This is a genomic window from Domibacillus sp. DTU_2020_1001157_1_SI_ALB_TIR_016 (genome assembly GCF_032341995.1).
In the GTDB taxonomy this organism is placed as follows: domain Bacteria; phylum Bacillota; class Bacilli; order Bacillales; family Domibacillaceae; genus Domibacillus; species Domibacillus indicus_A.
Window position 1 is genome coordinate 545155 of record NZ_CP135439.1, and the last position, 18340, is coordinate 563494.

General features: G+C 45.2%; 14 protein-coding genes. 7 read left to right on the forward strand and 7 right to left on the reverse strand.

Annotated features, from left to right (window positions below; genetic code table 11):
* Window positions 1–13 precede the first annotated feature (13 nt).
* Entirely contained in the window at window positions 14–142 is a 129-nt protein-coding gene (locus RRU94_RS10620; protein ID WP_315694200.1) for a hypothetical protein, read from the reverse strand.
* Window positions 143–267: 125 nt separating this feature from the next.
* Here RRU94_RS10620 and RRU94_RS10625 point away from each other — a divergent pair, with 125 nt between their 5' ends.
* A complete protein-coding gene (locus tag RRU94_RS10625; protein WP_315694202.1) occupies window positions 268–1143 on the forward strand; it encodes a CvfB family protein in 876 nt (291 codons plus the stop codon).
* Window positions 1144–1178: 35 nt separating this feature from the next.
* Here the strand turns inward: RRU94_RS10625 and uraA are convergent, their stop codons facing one another.
* Both uraA and RRU94_RS10635 read right to left on the reverse strand, forming a co-directional pair.
* Window positions 1179–2441, reverse strand: coding sequence for a uracil permease (gene uraA, locus RRU94_RS10630; RefSeq protein WP_315694204.1), 1263 nt, complete (start codon window positions 2439–2441; stop codon window positions 1179–1181).
* Window positions 2442–2929: 488 nt separating this feature from the next.
* On the reverse strand, window positions 2930–4264 hold the full coding sequence (locus RRU94_RS10635; protein ID WP_315695912.1) for a trypsin-like peptidase domain-containing protein: 1335 nt from the start codon (window positions 4262–4264) through the stop codon (window positions 2930–2932).
* A gap of 455 nt (window positions 4265–4719) precedes the next feature.
* Here RRU94_RS10635 and serC point away from each other — a divergent pair, with 455 nt between their 5' ends.
* The 3 genes from serC to RRU94_RS10650 all read left to right on the forward strand — a co-directional run bounded on the left by serC (window position 4720) and on the right by RRU94_RS10650 (window position 10538).
* Window positions 4720–5814 (forward strand): 3-phosphoserine/phosphohydroxythreonine transaminase, encoded by a 1095-nt coding sequence (gene serC, locus RRU94_RS10640; RefSeq protein ID WP_315694206.1) that lies wholly within the window; start codon window positions 4720–4722, stop codon window positions 5812–5814.
* A gap of 24 nt (window positions 5815–5838) precedes the next feature.
* Window positions 5839–6999, forward strand: a complete 1161-nt coding sequence (locus RRU94_RS10645; protein WP_315695914.1) for a phosphoglycerate dehydrogenase — start codon at window positions 5839–5841, stop codon at window positions 6997–6999.
* A 146-nt stretch (window positions 7000–7145) separates the two neighbouring features.
* A complete protein-coding gene (locus tag RRU94_RS10650) occupies window positions 7146–10538 on the forward strand; it encodes a S8 family peptidase (RefSeq protein ID WP_315694208.1) in 3393 nt (1130 codons plus the stop codon).
* Window positions 10539–10590: 52 nt separating this feature from the next.
* Here the strand turns inward: RRU94_RS10650 and RRU94_RS10655 are convergent, their stop codons facing one another.
* From RRU94_RS10655 to RRU94_RS10665, 3 genes are all read right to left on the reverse strand, one after another.
* The gene (locus RRU94_RS10655) at window positions 10591–12207 is read right to left on the reverse strand and encodes a M14 family metallopeptidase (RefSeq protein ID WP_315694210.1); all 1617 of its coding nucleotides are present in this window, start codon (window positions 12205–12207) and stop codon (window positions 10591–10593) included.
* A 103-nt stretch (window positions 12208–12310) separates the two neighbouring features.
* The gene (locus tag RRU94_RS10660; RefSeq protein WP_315694211.1) at window positions 12311–13561 is read right to left on the reverse strand and encodes an efflux RND transporter periplasmic adaptor subunit; all 1251 of its coding nucleotides are present in this window, start codon (window positions 13559–13561) and stop codon (window positions 12311–12313) included.
* A gap of 18 nt (window positions 13562–13579) precedes the next feature.
* The gene (locus tag RRU94_RS10665; protein ID WP_315694213.1) at window positions 13580–14242 is read right to left on the reverse strand and encodes a hypothetical protein; all 663 of its coding nucleotides are present in this window, start codon (window positions 14240–14242) and stop codon (window positions 13580–13582) included.
* 230 nt (window positions 14243–14472) lie between these two features.
* On the opposite strand from RRU94_RS10665, the gene RRU94_RS10670 reads away from it, so the two are divergent.
* The 3 genes from RRU94_RS10670 to RRU94_RS10680 all read left to right on the forward strand — a co-directional run bounded on the left by RRU94_RS10670 (window position 14473) and on the right by RRU94_RS10680 (window position 17149).
* On the forward strand, window positions 14473–15030 hold the full coding sequence (locus tag RRU94_RS10670) for a 3D domain-containing protein (RefSeq protein WP_251274570.1): 558 nt from the start codon (window positions 14473–14475) through the stop codon (window positions 15028–15030).
* A 356-nt stretch (window positions 15031–15386) separates the two neighbouring features.
* On the forward strand, window positions 15387–16145 hold the full coding sequence (locus RRU94_RS10675; RefSeq protein ID WP_315694216.1) for a LysM peptidoglycan-binding domain-containing protein: 759 nt from the start codon (window positions 15387–15389) through the stop codon (window positions 16143–16145).
* Window positions 16146–16507: 362 nt separating this feature from the next.
* Entirely contained in the window at window positions 16508–17149 is a 642-nt protein-coding gene (locus RRU94_RS10680) for a protein kinase family protein (protein ID WP_251274572.1), read from the forward strand.
* Window positions 17150–17172: 23 nt separating this feature from the next.
* Here the strand turns inward: RRU94_RS10680 and RRU94_RS10685 are convergent, their stop codons facing one another.
* Window positions 17173–18300: an amidohydrolase gene (locus RRU94_RS10685; protein WP_315694220.1), complete on the reverse strand. Its 1128-nt coding sequence runs from the start codon at window positions 18298–18300 to the stop codon at window positions 17173–17175.
* Window positions 18301–18340: the final 40 nt, after the last annotated feature.

Here is an 18340-nt window from a genome sequence, read left to right on the forward strand (position 1 = left end):
TCCGGCGTTTTGTTTAGCGTGGGCGGTATACTTTTGCCGCTCTGCGCTTGTCCAAATATTTTTTTACAATCGGGTAAATGATCGGACCGTATTTCATGCCCATTTTGATTAAGTTTGTCATACCGCCTGATGAACGAGCCATAATAATTTCACCTTCCCGTTTCGATTTAGTACTACAAGTGTACCCGAACCTTGGATTATTAAACATTCAAGCGGGAAAGCTGATATAATGAGAAGCAATGAGAATTTTGGAAAGGACGTGCGTGAATGGCTCTCGAAGCTGGAACAATCGTAACACTACGTGTAAAAAACAAACAAGAATATGGCTGGTTTCTTGAAAATGAAGAAGAAGAAGCAGTACTGCTTCATAATAGTGAAATAACGGACGGCTTTGACCCGAACGGGCCAGTGGAAGTGTTCCTATACCAGGATCACAGCGGACGGCTCGCTTCCACAATGAAGCGCCCGCTTATTACGCTAGGAGAATATGGATGGGTAGAAGTCGTTGGAGAAGAAATTAACAAGCTTGGCATATTTGTCGATATTGGTATTTCCAAGGATGCGCTCGTGTCAGAAGATGACCTGCCGTATAAATTTGAAGTGCGTCCGATTGAAGGCGATAAATTGTACTGTACATTGAAGCTGGATAAAAACGACCGGCTTTTTGCAAAGCCAGCTACAGAAGAAAAAATTTGGGATATCGCTAAGCGTGCCAATAAAACGGATATGAATAAAGATTTTACGGGCGTGGTTTACCGGACAGGAAAAGCAGGAACATGGATCATCACAGATGATATGCACCGCGCGTTTTTGCATCCAACCGAACGGGAGGACGAGCCGCGCGTCGGACAGGAAGTTAAAGGCCGGATTATTGCTGTACATGATGACGGCTCGGTAAATGTCTCGCTTCTTGGCAGGCGGACAGAGCGGCAAAAAGACGACGCAGACAATATATATGACTATTTAATGAGCCGTGGCGGCAAAATGCCATACTGGGATAAAAGCCTGCCGGAGGAAATCGAAAAACGGTTCGGCATCAGTAAAGGAGCGTTTAAACGGGCGCTCGGCAAGCTGATGAAAGAAGGCAGAGCCTATCAGGAAAGCGGCTGGACCTACGCCGGCACAAAACAAAAAAGCGAATAAAAAAGACGCTGCCTCACTTGGCAGCGTCTTTTTCATTAATCATGGTCGTTTGATAAATTTAATTTTTTAATCAAGGCAAAGAACAAGCTTAAAATAATCGCGATAACCGTTGCCAGTGCCATTCCTTTTAATTGCAGGTAGCCCCATGTGAACGTAGCGCCTGATAAACCGATCACAAGCACGATCGTTGTTAAAATCATGTTCGTTGTTTTAGAATAATCCACCCGTGAATCGACAAGCATGCGCAGGCCGCTCGCTGCGATAATACCGAATAGAAGCAGGGAGATGCCGCCCATAACCGGACCTGGAATCGTTGAAATAAGCGCAGCGAGCTTGCCGAAAAACGATAGCAGGATCGCCATAACAGCCGCACCGCCAATGACCCAGACCGAATACACTTTTGACAGAGCTAAAACACCGATATTTTCACCATATGTGGTGTTTGGCGTTGAGCCGACAAAACCAGAAATGACCGTTGAAATTCCGTTTCCGAATAAAGAAACACCGAGACCTGGTTTTTTCATTAAATCACGATCTATGATATTTTGTGTAACAACAAGGTGTCCGATGTGTTCCGCAATGACAACAAGCGCGGCAGGAGCAATAATGGCAATGCTCGACCAATGAAACTCCGGCGAATAAAATTGCGGGAGAGCGAACATTTTAGCTTCGCGAACCGGTGTAAAATCCACCATTCCAAACATTGCCGCGATCATATACCCAGCAACAATCCCAACCAGAATCGGAATGATTTTTAAAAAGCCGCGGAACATCACGTTGCCAATAACTGTGATAAGAAGCGTCAGCATGGAAACGATAATCGTATTACGGTCTGGTGACCAATCCGCTGAACCGTCCGAGATAATGCCCGCCATCTGTGCAGCTGTCGGCACAAGCTCAAGCCCGATTACGGCTACAATGGCGCCCATTGCTGCCGGTGGAAAGACCACATCGATCCAGCCGGTGCCGGCCACTTTAATAATTCCTGAAACGAGCATGAAAATAAGACCGACGACAATAAAACCGCCTAATGCCTGCTCGTAACTGCCGCCTTCAAGTACTAAAAAAACAGGCGATAAAAAAGCAAAACTGGATCCGAGGTAAGCCGGAATCTGGCCTTTACAAAGAAAAATGTACAATAATGTACCGATACCATTCATTAATAAAATCGTCGCTGGGTTCACACCAAACAAAACCGGAACAAGGACCGTTGACCCAAACATGGCGAATAAATGCTGCAAGCTAAGCGGAATCAGAGCCGGAATCGGCGGCCGCTCGTCAACTTGATAAGTACGCAAGTGATCTTCCTCCTAAATACACAAATTGTAGTCATTATACTTCAAAAATCGTCATCTGACTACAAAAAAAGAACCTGAACATCAGGTTCTTTCAGACTGGAGACAAATGATATGAATGACCGGGCATATAAATGGGATGGATCGGCGGCGTCCGGGCAGCTCCAACGGTCCCGCTGCCCGGACGCCGCCAAGTGGCTTGCGACAAGATGGTATAGAGCGAATAAAGTCGTATCTTTCTGTTTAAAAAAGAGAAAATTTCTATTCGATCTTTGCTTACGGATCTTCAACACCACTTAGGGAAGCCTGCCGGACGAAGACTCCTGCGGGAAGTACAGTGAGTCGGGAGACCCCGCAGGCGCAGCCGAGGAGGCTCCCGCACTGCCCGTGGAACGCGAAGTCCGGCAGGCTTCCCTTATCGGCTCTTTTTAAAAGCGAAAGACTTTGTCTACACATTGAAAGAACTTAAATATCAGGTTCTTTGAAATATGTTATGAAGCAGCAGGGAGTTCTTCCAAGTCCAGCTCGTTAACCTTGCCGTCTCCATTTAAATCGTCCAGCTCATCCATGATGCCATCCCCATTTATATCGATGAAATCCTCAACAGGAATTTCTTCTTCCGTCTCTTCTATGAGCAGTTCTTCCTCCGCAGCTGGCACATCTTCTACAACATCTTCTTCTACAAGTTCTTCTTCTATTGGCACTTCCTCGACGATTTCTTCCTCCGAAGGCTCCGGCTCTAAATAAGGAATTTCTTCTTCCGGTACTTCTTCTACATAGTCTTCTACAATGACATCTTCTTCAACCGGCTCCTGGGCTGGCACTTCTTCCTCCAGCCAGGCATCCGGAACATCATAATAATCATACATCTCATCTTCACTGTATTCGCCGCCATCAAAATAGGCGTCCTCGTTCCAGTATTCATCAAAAAACAGGGCTCCGTCTTCCGTATAAAACAAGCTTGTAACCTCATCTTCAGAAAGAGGGTCGGCACTCCAGCCATTCAGCATGCCTGCCACATCTTTATATGGAATGCTGAAACCAATTGCTTCTTCGCCGGTTAGTTTCGCTGAATTGATCGCAACGACACGGCCGGTGCTTTTGGACACAAGCGGACCGCCGCTGCTTCCAGGAGCGATGGCAGCGGATGTTTGATAAATGTGATCATAGGAATGGGGTTCAATCACAAAGCTGCGGTCCACACCGGTAATGTAGCCGAAAGTCGCTGTATTCTCCAGCGCCAGCGGACTTCCAAGAGCAATCACTTCATCTCCAACCTGCGCTTTTTGGCCGGTTTCAAGCTTAAGCGGGGAATGTCCAGCCAAATCTGGTACACGGATAAGTGCCACATCGGTTTCATTGGAATAACCGATCACGGTGCCTTCATGTTCTTCTCCATTGATGTCTTTAACAATCGTATAAACCGTGCTCTCCACAACGTGTGCGTTTGTGGCGACATCACCTTGATCATTGATTAGAAAACCGGACCCCTGGCCGTAATCTGTAAAAACAGTGAATACACTCTGCTGAGTATCTGCGATCAGATCACTCATCGAGGTTTGTTCATGGGCTGTTATTTCTTTTGGGGGAGCCACCGTTTCACGCACTACGGCCTGCTGCGTTTGAGCCGGCTGTTTCACCGGCTGTGCTGCTTTTTGCGATTCCTGGTTCCCTTGTACCAGATAATAAATAAAGCCGCCAAATCCAAGTGCAGAAAAAAGACATAAAAAACCGAGAAATTTGATCAAGGAAAACGATTTACGGCGCTTTCTACCGCAGCCTGGACAATAACGAGCATGACTGCCCATCTCCGTTCCGCATTTCACACAAAACAAACCCAGCACCTCCAAAAGTAGTAGTTAATTTTCATTATATACCAGTTTTGCCAGGTTAAAAAAGGGCTTTTGACGATAAATATTGCAAGGGGCTATTTGATGAACAAATGCTTCGTTTTATGACAAATCTTTCATTTTTTAGCGAATCTTCTCGCCTATTGTCTATTCATAGTTTGAATCACCGGCAGGGTCCTCTCTGTTTCTGGCTGTCAGTAAGCAGAGCAGCTTATCTTTAAAAGCGAATGAATGTAAGAAAATTTAACAAAATGTTCGGAAATGAAAAGTGTGTTCATACGTAGGGTTGTAAGCGATAACAATCTAATATTTCCTTGAAAATGAAAGGAAGGAGCCCTTGATAAGTACAGGATGTTATTTTATAATTCGGGTATTGATAAAGTAGTAAATTTTCAGATTATCGAAAATAACACGAATGAAGGAGTAGTATGATGACACGAGTTTATAATTTCTCGGCAGGTCCTTCCATGTTGCCTCTTGAGGTACTCGAAAAAGCACAAGCCGAACTGACAAATTACGCAGGTTCCGGCATGGCGGTGATGGAGCTGAGCCATCGCTCAAAATGGTTTACAGAAATCATTGAAACAGCGGAATCCGTTCTTCGCAAGCTGATGAACATTCCGGACAACTACAAAGTGTTATTCCTTCAAGGGGGCGCTTCCCAGCAGTTCGCTATGGTGCCGATGAACTTGTTTTCCGGCAGCAAAAAAGCGGATTTTGTGAATACAGGCTCTTGGTCGAAAAAAGCAATTAAAGAAGCGAAAAAATACGGGGAAGTACGTGTTATTGCATCTTCTGAAGATAAAAACTTCAGCTACATCCCAACCGTAACAGCGGATATGATCGACCCAGAAGCGGATTTCGTTCATATCACAACAAACAATACAATAGAAGGAACGGTTTTCGAACAGATTCCGGATACAGGCAATGTGCCGCTTGTGGCAGATATGTCTTCCAATATCTTATCAACGGAAATCGATGTGTCAAAATTTGGCATTATTTACGCAGGGGCGCAGAAAAATGTCGGCCCGGCCGGCTTGACGCTTGTGATTATCCGTGAAGATTTAATTGGAAAAGCGGATGACTCCGTTCCAACCATGCTGGATTATAAAACGCATGCAGACAGCGAGTCGCTTTATAACACACCGCCAACGTTTGCGATTTACATGGCGAAGCTTGTATTTGAATGGTTAGAAAGCTTAGGCGGTATCAAAGCAATGGAAAGCATCAACCGGGAAAAAGCGGCTATTTTGTACGACTATCTTGATCAATCGGCTATGTTCAGCTCACCGATTGCGAAGGAAGCTCGTTCTCTGATGAACATTCCATTCGTATCACCAAGCGAAGAACTAGACGCACTGTTTGTGAAAGAAGCAAAAGCAAAAGGACTTGAAACATTAAAAGGACACCGTTCAGTTGGCGGCATGCGCGCAAGTATTTATAACGCTATGCCGGTTGAAGGCGTCAAAGCACTTGTCGCTTTTATGCAAGAATTCGAACAGACTCATTCAGCGGAAGGGAAGTAACGAGACGTGTATACTATTAAATCCATGAATAATATTGCCGATATCGGCATGAACGTATTCCACAATGCAGATAGTTTTCAAGTAAACGACGACACAAACACACCAGATGGTATTATTTTGCGCAGTGCCAACCTGCATGATACAGAGTTCAGCGGCAGTCTTAAAGCGATTGCCCGTGCTGGTGCCGGTGTAAATAACATTCCTGTACAAGAATGCACAGAACGCGGCATTGTGGTTTTCAACACGCCGGGTGCCAATGCCAATGCCGTGAAAGAATTGATCCTGACAACGATTATGGCTGTTTCCCGCAACTTGTTTGACGGCGTCAGCTGGACAAAAGAGCTGCAAGGCCAGGGAGACGCGATTCCAAAGCTTGTTGAAGCAGGCAAAAAGCAATTTGTCGGCCGTGAAGTAAAAGGCAAAACGCTTGGCGTTATCGGTCTTGGCCACATTGGGGCCTTGGTTGCGAATAATGCGCTTGACCTGGATATGGATGTAATCGGCTTTGACCCGTTTATTTCGGTTGACACCGCTTGGAACCTGTCTCGTAACGTGCAGCGCGCTTTGACAATTGAACAATTGTTTGCGGCGAGTGACTACATTACAGTCCACGTTCCATTAACCGATAACACACGCGGCATGTTCAACAAAGAAGCGTTTTCTGTTATGAAAAACGGTACCACTATCTTGAACTTCTCACGTGGCGAGCTTGTAAACGAAGAAGATATGCGGGCAGCACTTGAAAGCGGCAAAGTCGGTAAATACGTAACAGACTTCCCGAACGAAAACGTTATTGGCATGAAAAATGTTGTTCCGATTCCTCACCTTGGCGCATCTACAACAGAATCAGAAGAAAACTGCGCCGTTATGGCAGCACGCCAAATGAAAGAGTATTTGGAAACAGGAAACATTAAAAACTCCGTGAATTTCGGTAACGTAGAAATTCCGTTTACCGGCAAACGCCGTGTGACTGTAGCACATAAAAACGTGCCAAACATGGTCGGCCAGATCACGGGTGCTCTGTCTGACTATGACTTGAATATTGCGGACATGGTAAACCGCAGTAAAGGTGACTACGCGTACACATTGATTGATATTGACAATCAAGTAAACGGGGATGTTATTCCTGGTTTAACAGAAAAGCTGCTTAGTATTTCTGGCGTAATTACAGCCCGTATTATTTAAAACGAGAAAAAGAGATTCTGGGTTTTTACCCAGAATCTCTTTTTTTGTTGGAGAAAAATAAATTTCAAAACTTGAAAAAATTTGAAACCAATTGGTACTTTTTCCTGTATGATGAAGAGAAAGAAAATGTGAATGGGGGATATACTTTGAAAAAATGGCAACAAATGATGGCTGCAGCTGTGAGCGTCTCACTTCTTATGCCGGGAGCCGCTTTGGCAGAGGTGCCGTCAGCTGACAAAGAAGCGCAGTATAAAGCAGCTCAATCGGACAAGCAGGTAACAGATTCTCGGACACTAGTCATTAAATATTCAAAAGCGCTGCCGCAAAGTGTACATAAAAAAGCAGGTGTGTCTCTTGTAAAGCGTCTGTCCGGCTTGAAATATGACGTGGTGCGGGTGCCGGCGTCTAAAAAGCTGAGCGACGTAATCAGTGTTTATAAAAATCGTTCAGAAGTAACAGCGATTACGCCGAGCATTCAATACAAAGCATTTGCCGCTAAACCAGATCCAAAAGCAGCGAATATGGATCACTTAGCCATGCTCAATATAGGAAAAACTCTTTCGTATGCGGGAAAAAACAAAGTCACCATTGCGGTAGTAGACGGCGGGGTGGACTATAAGCATCCTGATTTAAAAGCAAATTTATTAAAGCCTTATAATGTGGCTAATCCGGCGCGAAATCCGGTTCGCGACCTGCATGGAACACACGTGGCAGGCATTATCGCCTCTACAAAGGATAACGGTCTTGGCGGATATGGCGTGTTTCCGAATGCAGACATTTTGCCGGTCGATGTGTTTAACGGCTCTATGGGAGCCAATGACTTTACCATTGCAGAAGGCATTACCTACTCTGTCGACCAGGGAGCAGATGTAATCAACCTTAGCCTTGGCGGCTTTATGCCTTCTCCTGTTGTAGAAGAAGCGATCCAATATGCAATTGATTCCGGGGTTGTTGTCGTTGCAGCGGCAGGCAATGCAGCAACGGATCAGTATTCTTATCCGGCTGCTTATCCGGGGGTTATCAGTGTAGGGAATATCAATGGAGCAAAAACGTTATCTGACAGCTCTAACTACGGTTCCTCTGTTGATGTGGTAGCACCGGGTGAAAACATTTATAGCACATCCTACGATGCAGAGGCAGGATCTAAATTTGAACGGCTGACTGGTACTTCAATGGCATCGCCTATGGTAGCAGCTGCAGCGGGACTGTTAAAGTCTAAATATCCAAATTTAACAGCTTTCGACATTGAATATATTTTGGAGCAGACGGCTACCGATCTTGGTGAAAAAGGCTACGATTTAACGTATGGAAACGGATTGATTAATCCGCTTAATGCGCTGAAATTTGATACGAAAAAGCTTCCGAAGCGCCCGGACGTATCCGGTGAAACGATCTTGAAAACAGCCAGAGAAATCAAGTCAGGAGGGCAGTCTTTTACCGGCGCTTTCAAGTCACCAGAGACGATTCACTGGTTTAAAGCAAACGTGACAGAAGGCCAGCACGTACAGACAGTGCTGAACGGTAGTAAGGGATACGATTATGCAATGGAGCTTTATTTTGTACCGGAGGATGGAGATCCTCAGTATCTTCGCGATGTCGACCAAACAACAGCAAGCGGGCAGGAAGGTTATTTATACACGGCCAGCGAAGCGGGCACACTTGTCATTGGCGTGAAGGACACAAACGGCAATTACAGTGCAACCGGCAAATCTGCTTTTACGCTTCAAGCTGAAAAGCGGGAGCCGATTGAGCCGGATCAGGCAACATATGAAAAACCAATTGCGATTACATCTCTTCCATATACAAAAAACAATTTTACACTTTATAGCGGTGAAGAAGGCGTGCCGGATTCGGACTTTTTTACTTTCTCAGTAGAAGAAGAAAAGTTAGTTTCACTTTCCGTCTCCGCTCTCCCTGGGGTGAATTCAGCCATCAATGTTTATGTTGAGGAAGAAGGAGAAGAATACAGCATTGTAGACGGAAACAGCCAGCCGATCAATAAGGGCGAAACCATTTCGTTCCAGGCTGTTCCAGGAATGAACTACCGGATTGAAGTGACAAATGGTGCATTTAGCGAAGATATTTTACTGGATTCCCTTTCAAACCTTTTATCTTTGGATATGTCCATGCTTGAGGAACAAACAGCTGGTGAATCCGCTCAACCGTATACGTTTAAAGTAGAGGAACAAACCATTCCGGCGGATGAAGATGGACTTCCGGAAGAAAGCACGCTTGAAGAAGAGTTAATGGATGGAAGTGTCACACCGGCTGAATACGGTGAAATGAAAGAAGATGAGTTGATTGACGGCGGCGAGGAAGGAGTGGCAAGCGGGAAAATTCTCGAAAAAGCCATTCCGTATACGCTTGGCAGCAGCAAGAAAGGCTTTTTCCAGACGGGATATGACGAAGACTATTATCGTTTTACACCAACAGCAGATGGTATTTACTCATTTAGTGCCAGCCAGGAAAATGAACGAAATGCTTCTACAACACTGTTAGAAGTAGATTCGGAGACGGATGAGCTGATCCCTGTTTCAGGCAGCGACGGGGAAATGGATTTGATTGCGGCCCTTCTTGGCGGCTCAATGGGGTCAGGAAATGTCAATGTCGCCCTTACAAAAAACAAAACGTACGTCATGATGGTCTTGAGCAATGGGGAAAACGCGTCAGCCGATCCATATACACTCACATCAAAGCGGATTGCGGATGCACCGCCAGAAAAAGATACCGATTATAATCTACCTGAAGAAGGGCAGAACTTAAAAGCCGGCAAAGCGGTTCAAAACTACTTTGTTCAATCGGGAGATGTTGATTACTATTATTTTATGAATGAAGGAAAACCACGTGTTTATACGCTTGATATTACAGCGAGCGCTCTAACTGCTGCACAAAAAGCAAGCATTCCACTTCAGCTGCGCCCCGGACATATTTTTAGCGGTGCGTTGTATGAAGATGTAAATGGAGACAAAGTGCTTGATGAAGACGAATTGGGCCGGGTTACACCGTTTGGGCCGGATCTATTTTCAATGATGATTACAGAAACGGATGTACACACATCCTTTGCAGCAAAGGAAGATACCGGCTACTTTATTGAAGCAGCTCCGTTTCTATCCACTGGTCCGAACCTTCAGCCGTATGCAGTAAAGGTAGGAGCAACGTACAATGAGTTTGCGGACGGCGACGCGAAAGTGGTCAACCATGTTCCAACAAAGCCGCTGCCGCTTAAAACGACAGGCGGGAAATACGGAGCACGCGGCTATTTTAATAGCGGTGTATCGTTTGGAGATGTGGATCACTTCGTTTTAAATCTTACGAAGCAGGGCACGGTTTCCCTTGCGTTCTCAGCTGGTCAAAACCTGGATGGCGTGGTGGCCGTATACAATGCTAAAGGAGCGCTTGTTGCGTCCTTTGACCAGTACGGTAAAAATGATGAAGAACTGGCATCACTGAATTTGCCAAAAGGAAAATATTTTATTGAACTGAGTGAAGCGAGCGGCACTGCTTCAACGGCACCGTACCAATTAATTGTGAAAAAATAAAAAGCAGAGGGCTGAGCCCTCTGCTTTTTTATGAATCTGAATTTGTTTCATGTTACTGGATTGTTTCATTTGCCAGCATCAGGCCAACCGAGTTGTTTTGCTGCCAGATGCTTGAGAAATAAACAATCGGAACAGGGCGGCTGCCAACGTATGGCGACACTTCAATTGTCAAACCCGGCTTCTGCTCGTTTTGAATAAACCAGTCCGTGTAGCCACCGCCGCTTGGGTTAGACTCTGGTGCGACTAAGCTGTAGCCCGTTTTTTGGCTTACCCGCTTTGCTACAGCCAGGTCACGTGATTTGCGGGCACCTGACTGGTAATAATGCCAGTAAATAATTTGGCCAGAACTGTGATAAGCTGCGCTCACTTTAAAAGAATGCTTGAGCGTGAAGTTATACATCGCTTTTGATTCGGGTTCACTGAGCGGACTTGTCCCTTTATAGTTTTGGGAAGAAGGCTTGCCAGGATTACAGCAAATGTTACGCCAGTCTGCCGGGTATTGACGGTTCAAATCAACACCGCGTATATTTGCTTTCCAAGCGGAAAAATTCGTACTGCCGCCGTTTAACTTCAAAATGGCGTCTTTGTTTTTCGCACTGCCCGCCCCGAGCTGTACGAGAGAAACGCCGTCCGGGTTCACCATCGGTACAATATAAATAGAAGTTTTCTTTAAAATGGACCGGGCTGGATAGCCGTTCATAGAGCCATTCGTTTGAAACAGATGGGCGTATTGATCAGCCATTTCCATTACTACGTTCGTCGTAATATGCTCGCGCGCATGATGCGAGCCGTTAAGGAGCACTTCTTCTTTGCCGGTGCCCAGCCGAAGAGCGTATAAACTACGGCCGTCCACCGATTTGCCGATCACCTCTAAGGAAGCGATGTCCGAATGCCAAAGCACAAGCTCTTTTAAGTCCTGCACCATTTGCTCGTACGTCATCGTTTTAAACGGGTTTACATAGTTGCCGGTATACAAGGTCATATCTGCTTTAAGAATATAAGCTGTCCGGCCGCCAATGTCGACAATGTAATAATCACGGTAAGCGGCGCGTGTTTGAAGCAGGGTGCCTGCCTGCAGGCGGCCAAGTGATGTTAACCGGCCGTTTTTTGAATAAAGCAGGTCGACTGTTTTCCGGGTAATCGCACGGTTTTGAAACACATAGCCGGGCTGTACGCCGCCAGCGAGAGACGCTTCCGGCAAATATGTAACAGCTGTTTCGGAAACATAAGCGGTTGTATTACCCAATACGAATGAAACGTACCCATTTTCCGTGCCTGTTTTTTTAAATATTTCTCCTGCTAAAAGGCGCCCTGTTTTCACATAAGCCCCGTTTTTCTTTTGAAACAATTCTGCATCGCCTTCAAGGCGAATGTAAGAGCTGGATGCTTCTGCTTGTCCATTCTCTTCTATTATTAAATCTTCTTTCGCAATAAAGCCGTTGATCCCCTGCCAGGAAACACGAATTCTCGTTTCCTGCTCCTCTATTACTTTTACATTTGTGCGGGCAGGAATCGGTGTCAGCACGGCCTCCTGTTCAGCAGAGGAAGGCGGGGTGTAAATCACTGTATCTACTTTTGTCAGTAAATACGAAGCAGCCTGTGCAGCAGTGGATGGCAACAGGGCGCTTAGAAGAAGAACGATGAGAGAAAAAGACAGCCATTTTTTCATTGTATCCTCCAATTTATAGAATATTTACCTCTATTTTAACAGGTTTGGAGAATGAAAGAATGCTGATTTGCAAATAAAAAAGACGCTTTTGAAAGCGTCTTTTTTAAGATAAAAAGCCCATAAGCGCGTATTTTATTTTTTCAGTACGAGACAGCTCATTCCACGGTTTCTTTTTTATATGATCGGTGTCAATCGGCGTAATAAAAGGACCGTGTTTCATCACGAGGCGGTACGGATCAATCACGATCGCTTCACCGTCTTCTACGCCTTTGGTTACTTGATATACACCATCCACATGAAGGCCGGTTTCAATACGCCGGCGTTCAAGAAGTCCTTCCTGATTCAGAACGATGGCATATGATTTTTGATTTTTTCTTAAAATAGCCGTGTTCGGAATCGTAACCACGTCCGGCTGTTCCTGCGTTATGACTTTCACATTCGCTTTTAAGCCGGGATACAAGTCACTTGATGCAGCGCCGCTCAGCTGAGCAGAGTATGGATATAAACTTTTTCGTTTCACAGACGGCTCTTCTTCGGGATACGTGCTGACAGAGCTGATAGATCCACCGAATTGCTCAAGCGTCGTATCAACAGTGACTTCAACCCGCTGGTCTGGTGCGGACTTTGCCATCTGTTTTTCGTCAAACACGCCTTTTACAGCCGGTACCGATGAATTAATGATCATCACCGGGTTGTTTAAGCTTGTATCAATTTTTTTCACATAGCCTTCGTTCGTGCTTTTTACGGTTAAATTATCTTTTTTCGCTTCCTGGGCAGCAATAAGCGTATCGTATTTTTTCACTTCTTCCTGCAGCTTTTGCTTTTCGGTTTCCTGCTGCAAAATACTTTCTTCTACTCCCGTGCTCGCATCACCGCTTTGGACAATCGTTGTATCGCCATCCGTATCCGAGGAATCGTCTGTGCTGGCCGTTTCGTTTTCCTCGTTCTCCGCTTCGGACAGGAGCAGGCGCAGCTGGCTTAATTGATTGTCAATCAACGAGATTTGCTGCTGAGTCTGGTCTTTTTCGGCTGTTAAGCGGGCGATTTCATCCTCTATAACGTCCGGTGAATATTGAAATAATGGAGTGCCGGGCTGAATGGCTTCGCCTTCTTTAACAAAAACCTCTTCAAGCGACCCTTTACTTTGATCAAAATAAATCGGGTACTCGTCAGAAGGAACGACAACACCTTCTGCTGAAAATGACTCTACCACATCTCCCGTCTCAGAGCGGTCCCAGTCGGTCAGCCATTCGCTTCGGACGGCTTTGCTGTCTTCCTTGAAAATTAAATATAAGTTGCCGGCGATCACAGCTGCGCTGGCTGCAAGCCATACTTGCTTTTTTATTTTTTTCACTGTCTTCACCTCTTTTCGTTAAAACAAGTTTTCCACTTGGATTGATGTAAACAAGGTCGCTAAAATCCAAAATGCCAGGCCTGTCAGAAAAACCATCAAGAAAACGAAAAGGGGTTTTCTAGCTTCTGACGCCCGCAGGAAGCGGTATTGAATCGCTAAAATCCAAATTTGAAAAATTGTAATAAAGCTGAAAAAGCGAATGGCCATTGCATTTTCTGTGGCATATTGTGCGACAACCCCTAGCGAGAAAGGCGAAGAGTCACGCGGAATAGAGAAAAACACATTCCAGACCATAAGCAGGGCAAACTCAATTAAGTAGATTGAGAAAGTAATACATTGCAAGGCGACAAGCTTTTTAAACTCTAATTCTAAAAATGTCCAAAAAAGAAGAGCCGGAATAAAGATGTAGAAAAGAGGAAGCAGCAGTCCGGCCAGACCAGCGCCTCCGGTAAACAGCAGTTTCAGCCATTCATATGTATACATATCGGATTCGGCCATATAAGCAGATATGCCCTCGCTTTGTATGCCTAATGCGCCGGCAAGCAAAGACAGAAGCACACTGATCAGTAATAATATTGAAAACTTTGTCCATAAACCGCGAATTTTTTCGGCCTGTGACAGCTGCGCGAGTTCATGGGAAGTGCGAAACAGCCCTTTTAAAAGCTGAAGCCGATAAGCCATTTTCAAATCTCCCATCAAATAGAATAATAAATAAAGATCAATTTTCATTATATACAACTATTGTTATATGAACCAATAATAATCTAATATTATTGGTCTATTTTTATTTTGTCAGAATTATTAAAAAAATGAAATGTGAATGTAATATAACGAACATCCTAGTGTAATAGTGTTGAAATAGAACCATGTTACAATCAATCTTGTGTTACAAAACTAGGGGGTAATGATACGTGAAAAAAATGGCCATGTCTTTTCTTGCTGCAATGATGATTTTCTCAGCTTCTGCGGCACAAGCAGCCGCCGCAACTCACACAGTTCAAAAAGGGGACACGCTTTACGGTATTTCAAAACGTTACAGTACGTCAGTGGATCAAGTGAAGAAGTGGAACAACCTTTCCTCTAATGTTATTAAAGTGGGACAAAAGCTTTCAATCGGCAGCACGGCAGCCGCAAGTTCTTCATCGGCACCGGCGCCAGCATCAAAAACAAGCAATGTTAAAAAAGAGATTACTGTTAAGTCAACTGCTTATACAGCTTCTTGCAGTGGATGCTCCGGCATCACCGCAACAGGCATTAACTTAAAGAAAAACCCGAATGCAAAAGTGATTGCCGTGGATCCAAAAGTGATTCCACTTGGCACGAAAGTATATGTTGAAGGATACGGACAAGCTGTTGCCGGCGATACAGGCGGCGCGATCAAAGGAAATAAAATCGATGTTCATGTGGCTACAAACCAGAAAGCAAAAAACTGGGGCGTACGTACAGTAAAAGTTCAGATTTTAAAATAATCCAAAAGGAAGCTGATGGGAATCAGCTTCCTTTTTTGTTTTTTTTAGGGAGACTTTATGTCAGGTTTATTACGAATTCAAGATAATGGTCTCCTTGTAACATTCGCGTCACATTTGTACATCGAAGCGTAATGTCCTTTTAAAAACATTACATTGTTTGGCGTGTTACAATGAATCTCGTTAGGTCGGAGAGAGCCGGCTGGTCAAGAGGAACCGAATCCTCAATCAAGCGTTTATCGCGCTTTTTATATAAATTAGTCGCTGTCCCTACAGTCACGGAGAAGAACAGCTTTAAAAACTCTTGCGTACGTGTGCTTCGTCACACCGGCAGGAACATTCCAGGAGGTTTTTTTATTATGAAAAAGCACATCATGGCACTAGCAGCAACAACAGTAATTGGCGGAGGCGCATTCGGCACCGCAGCATCAGCTAGCTCATATACAATACAACAAGGCGATACACTATGGAGCATTTCTCAAAAAACAGGTACAACTGTTGAACAATTAAAAGCAGCAAATGGTCTTTCTTCTGATCTAATTTACGCTGGATCGACTATTCAAACATCTGGTTCAGCAGGTGGAACAGCTCAAGCTTCTTCAAACGGTACATACACTGTTAAAGCAGGCGACACATTATATAAAATTGCTACAGCACACGGTATTTCAGTAAGTTCGTTGAAAGCAATCAACGGTCTTTCATCAAATATGATCTACCCGGGTGATCAGTTGTCAACAAACGGTTCTGCTGCACCTGCTCAAGCAGCGCCTGTACAGCAGGCTTCAACGCAAGCAGCTGCTGAGCCGGCTCAAGCATCAGCGCCACAAGGCAAAACAATCACTGTAACGGCAACAGCATACACAGCACAATGTGAAGGATGCTCTGGTGTAACAGCAACAGGTATCGACCTTAACAGCAACCCAAACAAAAAAGTCATCGCCGTTGACCCGAACGTGATTCCGCTTGGCTCACGCGTATACGTTGAAGGCTACGGTGAAGCCGTTGCCGGTGATACTGGCGGCGCAATTAAAGGAAACAAAATCGATCTTCACGTACCAAACAACGATGCAGCATACAGCTGGGGCGTACGTACAGTTAACGTAACAATTCTTGATTAATCATTATATACCCCGTTTTCTTAAAACCGGCCTATATTACGGCCGGTTTTTTTTCTTTTGTTCGATTATTTGAAGCGTGGCGGCAGGACGCTGCGCTTTTGGGCGCGCAGGATGCAGGTCACAAAGGTGTTGCAGCAGGACGCTGCGCTTTTAGCCTTTGATCAGTAGTAGGTGTCCAGCTCCAGTCGGCCAGTCCCTCGGCCATAAGCCATCCCGTCTTTGTGGCAAAAAGCGCCACTAAGCCGGTTTGTCTTATGTCTGCCGAGCCTGAGCGGCCGACTTTCGCTTTTCTTTTATGCAAATGAATCGTTTTTGGGGGTCTGCCCGTATATAATAGAAGAAAGAAGAAATGAGGAGTGAGCATGAAACGGTATAAGCATTTGGCAGAAAGTGTCCGGTTTAATCGGCATGGCGGTCATTGGCGGCCGGTCATCGCCAGTCACGGAGAATTAATATTTGCAGGAGAAGGCAGAAGTGCGGTTGTATTTCGTATTGAAGGAACAGATCGGGCACTTAAGGTGTTTTATCCGGATAAAGTGCACATTGCAAAAGAAGAAGCGGATATTTACCGCCTTCTGTCAGGTGTTCCCCATTTCCCTCATTTGCACGAAGCCGGCGGCACCTATATTGTGATCGACTGGGTAGAGGGTAAAACCTTTTTTCAGTGCCTCGAAGAAGGGGTGGAAATTTCTGCCCGCCACATCCGTGAAGCGGACCAGGCGCTTCAAACTGCACGAAAGCGCGGATTAAATCCGTCAGATGTTCATTTAAGAAATATTATGATTACAGCAGAAGGCAGTACGATGATTATTGACGTAGCTCGTTTCCGCCAGACGAAGGATTGTATGAACTGGGAAGATATTAAAACGGCTCATTCAGCTTTTTATATGAAGCCCTTTTTCCCGAAGCGGTGGCCGAAACCGCTGCTTAATATGATTGGTATTTTGTATAAAAAGCGGCTGCTGCCGGTTTCCCGGACAGCTCACGCAAAAAATCCGCAGTGACTTCGGTCTACTGCGGATTTTGCTTATGATTCGCCCTTTAATGCATGTCTGACGCTTGCAGCCAGCGCTTCAGCACCAATTTTGATAATCCGCCTGTCAAACGTCATATGCGGATGATGAAGACCGGGTGTAAGTCCTGCGCCAAGCCCCATCATACACGCTTTTATATGGGGACGTTTAATGGTATAAAAGTGAAAGTCATCGCTGCCGGATGTGATGAGTGGCTCAGCCAGTGCTTGTTCGCCGCACACTTCGATGATTCCTTTCCGTAAAAACGCTTCTGCTTCTTCAGAGACTTCAGCAGCCGGAGTAAAATCCATCCATTCATAGTCAATCTGTACTTCATACAGCATACTAATTTGTTCAATTTTATGCTCGACGGCTTTTTGAAGATCGAGCAGCACTTTATTACGCTGTGCACGGACATCGAGCCCGAACTTCCCTGAACCGGGAATGATATTTAAGCTTTGTCCGCCGGCTTCAATATGCGTCATTTTAGCAGAATACGGCTCAAAAGGTGAGAAATTGATGGTGTTGAGCTGACGGCTCAAAGAAGACATCACTTCAATGGCATTCACTCCCTGGTGCGGCCGTGCGCCGTGTGCGTCATCACCAATCACTTTTCCGTGTAAAAAAGCAACAGCTCCGTGGTGAACAGACGGTGTGATTTTTCCGAAAGGCACCTCTTCAATAGGGCGGAGGTGAATACCGAACAAGTAATCAACGTCATCAACCACGCCTTTTTTAACCATTTTCAGTGCCCCTGTGCCCGTTTCTTCAGCGGGCTGAAAAATAAACCGAACGGTGCCGCCGCCTTCTGCCACCTGATCCTTTAATGTTAAAATCGTGCCTATCACGATCGACATATGGGCATCATGCCCGCATGAATGATTAGCGCGAAACTTTCCGTCTACCTGCTGCCACAGAGCATCAATATCGGCACGAACCGCCACAACCGGCGAACCGCTGCCAATTTCCGCAATTAATCCCGTACAATCGTCAAATGTATAAGAACGAACGCCTTCTTTTGTCAAAAGCTGTGATATATATGCGGTTGTTTCTGTTTCTTTCCAGCTGATTTCTGGATGCGCATGCAAATGTTCGAAAATCTCAAGAAGTCTATTTTCAAATGTTAATTCCGTTTGAGCCATCGCAAGCCCTCCCCCAGTCATTCTTTCTATTAGTATAAGC